This window comes from Chitinophaga solisilvae, assembly GCF_009928525.1.
GTDB classification, from domain to species: domain Bacteria; phylum Bacteroidota; class Bacteroidia; order Chitinophagales; family Chitinophagaceae; genus Chitinophaga; species Chitinophaga solisilvae.
This window is the reverse complement of the sequence record NZ_JAABOK010000002.1, coordinates 762,628-769,383: the sequence shown is the minus strand read 5'-3', so window position 1 is coordinate 769,383 and position 6,756 is coordinate 762,628. Positions and strand designations below refer to the sequence as shown.

At 48.0% G+C, this 6,756-nt stretch carries 6 protein-coding genes and 1 riboswitch; of the genes, 3 read left to right on the top strand and 3 right to left on the bottom strand.

Annotated features, from left to right (window positions below; all coding sequences use genetic code 11):
- A partial coding sequence (locus GWG06_RS05950) for an IS4 family transposase (RefSeq protein ID WP_160711948.1) occupies positions 1-898 on the top strand: 898 nt, incomplete at its 5' end.
- A 133-nt stretch (positions 899-1,031) separates the two neighbouring features.
- On the opposite strand, the gene GWG06_RS05945 is transcribed toward GWG06_RS05950, so the two are convergent.
- Positions 1,032-2,315: a DUF2851 family protein gene (locus GWG06_RS05945; protein WP_160711946.1), complete on the bottom strand. Its 1,284-nt coding sequence runs from the start codon at positions 2,313-2,315 to the stop codon at positions 1,032-1,034.
- 131 nt (positions 2,316-2,446) lie between these two features.
- A riboswitch (SAM riboswitch) is annotated at positions 2,447-2,566 on the top strand.
- A 175-nt stretch (positions 2,567-2,741) separates the two neighbouring features.
- On the opposite strand from GWG06_RS05945, the gene GWG06_RS05940 reads away from it, so the two are divergent.
- Together GWG06_RS05940 and GWG06_RS05935 are read left to right on the top strand one after the other, a co-directional pair.
- Complete coding sequence (locus tag GWG06_RS05940; protein ID WP_160711944.1) at positions 2,742-3,920, top strand: trans-sulfuration enzyme family protein; 1,179 nt, start codon at positions 2,742-2,744, stop codon at positions 3,918-3,920.
- 47 nt (positions 3,921-3,967) lie between these two features.
- The gene (locus tag GWG06_RS05935) at positions 3,968-5,149 is read left to right on the top strand and encodes a homoserine dehydrogenase (protein ID WP_127044266.1); all 1,182 of its coding nucleotides are present in this window, start codon (positions 3,968-3,970) and stop codon (positions 5,147-5,149) included.
- Positions 5,150-5,234: 85 nt separating this feature from the next.
- Here GWG06_RS05935 and GWG06_RS05930 read toward each other — a convergent pair whose 3' ends face one another.
- Positions 5,235-5,807 (bottom strand): Maf family protein, encoded by a 573-nt coding sequence (locus tag GWG06_RS05930; protein ID WP_160711942.1) that lies wholly within the window; start codon positions 5,805-5,807, stop codon positions 5,235-5,237.
- Positions 5,808-6,749 carry a geranylgeranylglycerol-phosphate geranylgeranyltransferase gene (locus GWG06_RS05925; protein WP_127044264.1) on the bottom strand — a complete coding sequence of 314 codons (942 nt, stop codon included), beginning with the start codon at positions 6,747-6,749 and terminating at the stop codon, positions 5,808-5,810.
- Positions 6,750-6,756: the final 7 nt, after the last annotated feature.

Below are 6,756 nucleotides of genomic sequence, written 5' to 3'. Positions count from 1 at the left end.
GTTATTAAAGCGATATCATAATTTTTTACCGGACAGCCGAATCTCAAAAAGACAATCAAAACTTTATCTTTTTGATTCAACCACAATTACTTTGTTTCAGGACATATTAAAGGGGGCTGGTAAATCCGGCGCCGATGGTAAACGGAAAGGAGGCATTAAAGTACATACACTGGTGCGTAGTGATCAGGATGTGCCTTGTATGATTAGATTTAGTAGTGCTGCGGGGGCGGACGTGTCTTTTCTTAAAAAGGTGATATTGCCACCTGGATCAATAATAGTGTTTGATAAAGGATATCGGGATTATAGCACTTATAACCTTTTAAATGAAAAGAAAATTACCTGGATTACCCGTAACAGTGATACTTCTATCTACAAGATCATAAAGCACTATCCTATAAATGAATATCAGGTGAAAAAAGGTGTTTTGGCTGACCGCCAGGTAGAGTTAGGTCATAACCATAATAAGAAAGCCATAAAGGTCAATGCCAGAATTATTACTTATAAGGATAAAGAAAGTGGGGCTACTTTTGAGTTTTTAACTAATAACTTGTCTCTGGCTGCAGCCACTATCGCTGATTGTTATCATAAAAGATGGCAGATAGAATTGCTCTTTAAGCGGTTGAAACAAAACTATCAACTTAAATACTTCCTGGGTGATAGCCCTAATGCCATTAAAATACAAATTTGGTGTACCCTCATTGCTGACCTCATTCTTAAGGTTATTGCTAACAATTATAAGTGTAAATGGGCATTTACTAATCTGGTAGGCATGGTCCGGTTGCACATGATGACTTACCTGAATCTAAAATCCTTTATAGCATCCCCTGAAAAAACTTTGCTTCAGAGATTTTATCATTACAAGTTAAAATATATACCGCCGTCTCTTTTTGACACATAGAGGCTTGGAAATGAGAAAACAATGATTTTTTATCATTGGTGTCCCAATAATCTTACGCTTTAACCAAAGCCTGGATTTTTACCGGACACCAATGATTCGTAATTCGTAATTAAAACCCAAATTCCCACCATCCTTATTTCCCTCCCAAAATCCCAATCCCAACTGCGCATTGCAGGCATTTTTTCTCATCGCAATATTGTTGTTTCAGCTGCAGGAGCGCCTGCGATTCCAGGGCATTGTCTCCGGTAATACCTATCTGTGCCCACTGCCGGGTGATATGGTTGTGTTCCGGCGGCAGCTGCTGTAAGAGGTGCAGGGCCAGCTGCTGGTAATAGCGGGCATTTTTCTGCCGGCCATAGAGATATATCAGGGGCAGTACGGTGTTAATCAGTACTGCCTGAACGGCCTGTTTGCCGGGCATACGAACGGTGGCGGCGGGTTGTCCGAAGCGGTAGTGCTGCTTCCAGTACGGTGACGGCTGTATGAAAAACAGGTGCTCCAGCGCAGCAAGGTCCTTTGCTTCCAGGATGCGGGAAAACAGGTGAGTGGATTGCCGCAGCAGCGCGGCAAAGACAGCTATACGCAAGGAAGGGAAGGCAGAAGGCCGCATCCGCAGCCAGTTCCAGTGGTGAGCGCTCATGGGCGTCAGCTGGTGTTTATGGCGCAGGAAACGGTATTCTTCCTGTAACTGTAAGGCATATACGTCAGTAACATGTTCTTCCAGCATGCCCGCCTGACCAAACAACAGGGCCTCCATATGCAGGGGCAGGTGGCGGTAACGCTGCAGCAGCGGGAAAGGCAGGGATTGCGCCAGCCGGAGAAAAGGCATAGCGTTGACAGGCATACCATAGCTTTGCGCCAGTGCCCAGTAACATACCTCTTCCCAGTTGAAATGATTACAGGTGAGCCAGGCCTGCATATCGGCCATACGACGCTCCCAGCGTTCGGCCAGCAGGCGCTCTTTCCAGCTCAGCCAGGTGAGCTGCGGCACATGACGCGCATGAAAGGCGCAGGGAACAAAGCCGGCAGCATGCCGCAGCAGGGCATAACGCTGCAGCAGCACCTTGGAAACGGAAGACTGCAGCTCCAGGCAGGGCGCCTGCCCGGGAGGCCGGTCCGGCATATCGTCTGTAAAAACCACGTGCAGGATAATACGGCTGTACTGCGCATTATGCTGATGCCCGTGCCGGTACCAGTCCGAACTGCGGAGATGCAGCTCCACCTGTCCTACCCATAATGTATTGTCTATTTTTATCCGGGCAGCTGTAAAATCAGGCCCGCCATGATGGTTGTGCATACCCGGATACAATACCTGCACCCGCCCGCCGGCAGTGGTTTTCAGGTTATCCTGGCTAAACAGACGGCACTTCCATATATGCTGAAAAAGCTCTTCGGAGAGCTGGGGGTTAACATGCATAAAAAGATATGGCTGGTTGTTCAGATTATATCTTTTAAAGATACGAAAACAGCCGCGGAGTAAAAATATTTTTCAATACAATTTGGAAAATTGATAAAACTGCTGTTACCTTTGCACCCAGTTCTTAACATCACTTATCCAGAAAGGCGGAGGGACTTGGCCCTGCGATGCCTTAGCAACCTTTCCAGATCAGCATTGATCGGGAAAAAGGTGCTAATTCCTGCCCCGGTAATACCGGGGAAAGATAAGTTGGCAGAGATTATTCTTCACTGATTATATTATTATAAAGAGCTCTTCCAACAAACGGAAGAGCTTTTTTTTTGCCCGCTCCCGTCCACTTCCTGGAAAAAGGTTGTTTAAGTTGATTTTTAATGATAAAGTTGCACTGACACTGTGCACTTCGAACATCATTAAAATATTAATAACATGAAAACAGCTACACAACTGATTCATAGCATACCTGTAGATGAACTGACCGGCGCCATTTCCGTGCCGATCTACCAGACATCCACATTTGTGCAGGAATCACCGGGCATCAACAAGGGTTTTGAATTTTCGCGGGCCAACAATCCCACGCGCAAAGTGCTGGAAGAGCTGATCTGCAACCTGGAAGAGGGTTACGCAGGTTTCGCTTTCGCCAGCGGCATGTCCGCAATTGATGCAGTGCTCAAGCTGTTGAAATCAGGCGACGAAATCATGGCGGTAGAAGATACCTATGGCGGTATCTTCCAGATCTTCAACCACATGTTTGAACGCTTCGGTATCAAAGTAAACTTTGTGGATACCAGCAATCTTGATAAAGTACTGGCGGCCATCACACCCAATACCAGGATCATCTGGCTGGAATCCCCTACCAATCCTACATTGCGCATCTCTGATATTAAATCTATCAGCAAAATCGCGAAACAGCACAACATCCTGCTGGCGGTAGACAATACCTTCAGCACCCCGCTGCTGCAGCAACCACTCACCCTGGGCGCTGATATCGTGATCCACAGCGCATCCAAATACCTGGCCGGCCATTGCGATGTCATTGCCGGACTGGTAGTAGTCAACGCTAAAGCCCTCGCCGATCAGATCAGGTACAACCAGAATATTTCCGGTAGTATCCTCAGCCCGTTCGACGCCTGGCTTACCATCCGCGGTATTGAAACCCTGTACCTGCGGCTGGAAAAACAATGCAGCAACGCCAGCGCCATCGCCAACTGGCTGGCAGCTCACCCGGCAGTAGATAAAGTATACTACCCCGGACTGGCTACGCATAAAAATCATCACATTGCCCGCAAACAGCAGAAGAACTACGGCGCTCTCGTCAGCTTCTCGCTCAAAGCAGACAATATCAAAAATGCCATCCGCATCGTCAACGCCACCAAACTGTTCAAACTGGCGGAAAGCTTCGGCGGCGTGAAAAGCATGCTCGCCCACCCGGCTACCATGACTCATCGCACCATACCGGAAGAATTCCGCAGGAAAACAGGCCTGCAGGACTCCTGTATACGCCTGTCAGTAGGCATCGAAGATGCGGAAGACCTGATCAATGACCTGAAACAGGCGCTGGATAAACTAAACCATCCGGCGGGCAAGCAAATCACTGTTTTACAATAGCTGCGGCTTTCCGATAATTGCTGGCAGCGCTAATTTGAAGTTAAAGTATGGAGAACAAAATCATCAACCTGGGTATTTTCGGATTCGGCGTCGTAGGACAAGGTCTTTACGAAGTATTGAACAGAACCAAAGGTATTAACGCGCGCATCAAAAAAATCTGTATCAAGGACCCTAACAAATCAAGGCCCATTGACAGCAGCTACTTCACTACCGATAAAAATGAGATCCTGGAAGATCCTACCATCGATGTTGTAGTAGAACTCATCAACGAAACAGATGCCGCTTTTGATATTGTCAGCACTGCCCTCCGCAACGGAAAAGCTGTGGTAAGCGCCAGTAAACGCATGATCGCAGAAAACCTGCCTGCGCTGTATCAGCTGCAGTCAGACAATAAAGTACCTTTCCTCTACGAAGCATCCAGCTGCGCCAGTATTCCCATTATCCGTAACCTGGAGGAATACTACGACAACGACCTGCTCAACGCCGTGGAAGGTATCTGTAACGGATCTACCAACTATATCCTCACTAAAATATTTGAAGAAAACCTGAGCTTCGAAACCGCCCTGCAACAGGCGCAGGAACTGGGTTTTGCAGAAACTGACCCGACGCTCGACATCGAAGGATACGATCCGAAATTCAAACTCGTCATCCTCCTCCTCCACGCATTCGGCACTTTCGTAAAACCTGAAGATGTATACAACTTCGGTATCCATCACCTCAATGATTTCGATATCCAGTTCGCCAAACAACGCAACTGTACCGTGAAACTGATTGCGCAATGCCGCCGCCAGAACGGTAACGTGTTCGCCTACGTGCTGCCGCACCTCATCAAGGAACATAACCTGCTCTATGATGTGTACAACGAATACAATGGTATCCTGCTGGAAAGCGCCTTCACAGACAAACAGTTCTTTGTGGGCAAAGGAGCCGGCGGTACCGCTACCGGCAGCGCCGTGCTGTCAGACATCTCCGCACTGCTGTACAACTATCGCTACGAATACAAAAAAATCAAGCAGAACAATCAGCCTTCCTTCACCAATGATGTGAAACTGAAAGTATACCTGCGCTATAAAACGCCCGATCAGGTTGACCTGACAGAGTTCTTCAACATATCAGAAAAGTATGAATCGCCTGAGTGGAGATATGTGGTGGGCACCATCAATCTGCAGAAATTAAGAGATGCCGGCTGGTTGAAAAATAAAGACGTAAACCTGCTGGTACTGGAATAACAAGCAAAAACCAACCCAATTCATTTGTGCCCCCGATGGCACAACCAACCATGTTGTACGGCGCAGTTTCCTGCGCCGTTATTTTTTACTGCAATGCTTCCAGCCGGGTTACTACCTTGCTGATGGGCAACCCCATCACATTATAGAAACAGCCGTTGATACTGTCTATACCCACCGCGCCTATCCATTCCTGGATGGCATAGGCCCCTGCCTTATCGAACGGCCGGTAATGATCCACATAATAGCTGATCTGCTCTGCTGTCAGCGGTTTAAAATGTACGGCCGTCACATCTGAAAACGACGACTCTTCTCCGTTACGGCGCATGACCACTCCGGTAATAACCTGGTGTTCCCGCCCGCTCAGCGCGGTCAGTATCCGGATGGCATCTTCCCGGTCCTTCGGTTTGCCGATGATCGTTTTATCCAGCACTACTACCGTATCCGCCGCTATAACGATTTCTCCGGGCGCACATTGCGCCATCACTGCCGCCGCCTTCTGCCGCGCTATATGCACCGGTATTGCAGGAATATCCAGTTCCGGCGGCCAGGTTTCCGCCGTTTCAATTACCCTCACCTCGAAAGGGATACCCGCCTGTTCCAGCAGCTGTTTCCTGCGGGGCGACTGAGAAGCCAGTACCACCGGTGCTCCGTTATACATCTATAGAAAAAGTTTAAAAAATATCATGGATAAAATACCTGTCAGCATCACCAGCTTCACCATAGCGCTCACCTTATGATAATGCTCGGGCAGGTGTGCTTTCTTCAGCAACAGATAAACGTATATGCATGGCAGTTGTACCAGCAGCAGCAGGTAAGCGATAGCCACGTACCAACCCAGGATAAACACCCGCACCTCTACCAGTACAATAGTTACCTGTAACAGCAGCAGCAGCGCATTACACAGCCGCTTGGCCGGCAGTACGCCCCAGATAATGGGAATAGTACGGCATCCGTCTTTGCTGTCGCCGATCATATCTTCCAGGTCCTTCACTATTTCCCGCACCATAGAGATAACAAAGGCAAACAACGCATACACGCCGATAATCTGTATCAGCTTCCTCCCTACGGGCGACATAATAGCCTCAAAGCTCTCGTAGATCTGCTTTTCATAAAAGCCTACCACTACCACAGACAAGGCTGTGAGCAGTGAAATGATCACATTACCAATCAGCACCTGCCTCTTATAGGAAGTGGAATAGAACCAGAGTAACAGCGAACAGATCACCTGTGTAAAGCCCAGGTATATCTGGCCGGTTTTCCAGGCCACTATAAAACCCAGCGAAACACCGGCCATATTAAATATGGTATGCCAGGCCATAGCCCAGCGGCGGCTGATAACCTTATCCAGCACCATCTTGTCCGGCTTGTTGATAATATCGATGTTAATATCAAAATAGTCGTTGATGATATAGCCGGCAGCAGCCACCAGTACGGTAGATAAACTCAGTAATATAAATTGCGCTACAGAAAGCGACGGCTCTTCGCCGGCGCTGTGCAATACAGGTTCTACCACACAATACTGCAGTAAAAACTGGGTAAGGGCAATATATATCAGGTTGGGATATCTGATCAGCTTAAAAAATGCGCCCCAGAGCTTCATAGTTTAG

Bases quoted from the DNA above. Each gene is read 5' to 3' on its own strand.
- GWG06_RS05940 (WP_160711944.1), top strand. From the start codon at position 2,742: ATGAAAACAGCTACACAACTGATTCATAGCATACCTGTAGATGAACTG.
- GWG06_RS05925 (WP_127044264.1), bottom strand. From the start codon at position 6,749: ATGAAGCTCTGGGGCGCATTTTTTAAGCTGATCAGATATCCCAACCTG.
- GWG06_RS05930 (WP_160711942.1), bottom strand. From the start codon at position 5,807: ATGTATAACGGAGCACCGGTGGTACTGGCTTCTCAGTCGCCCCGCAGG.
- GWG06_RS05945 (WP_160711946.1), bottom strand. From the start codon at position 2,315: ATGCATGTTAACCCCCAGCTCTCCGAAGAGCTTTTTCAGCATATATGG.
- GWG06_RS05935 (WP_127044266.1), top strand. From the start codon at position 3,968: ATGGAGAACAAAATCATCAACCTGGGTATTTTCGGATTCGGCGTCGTA.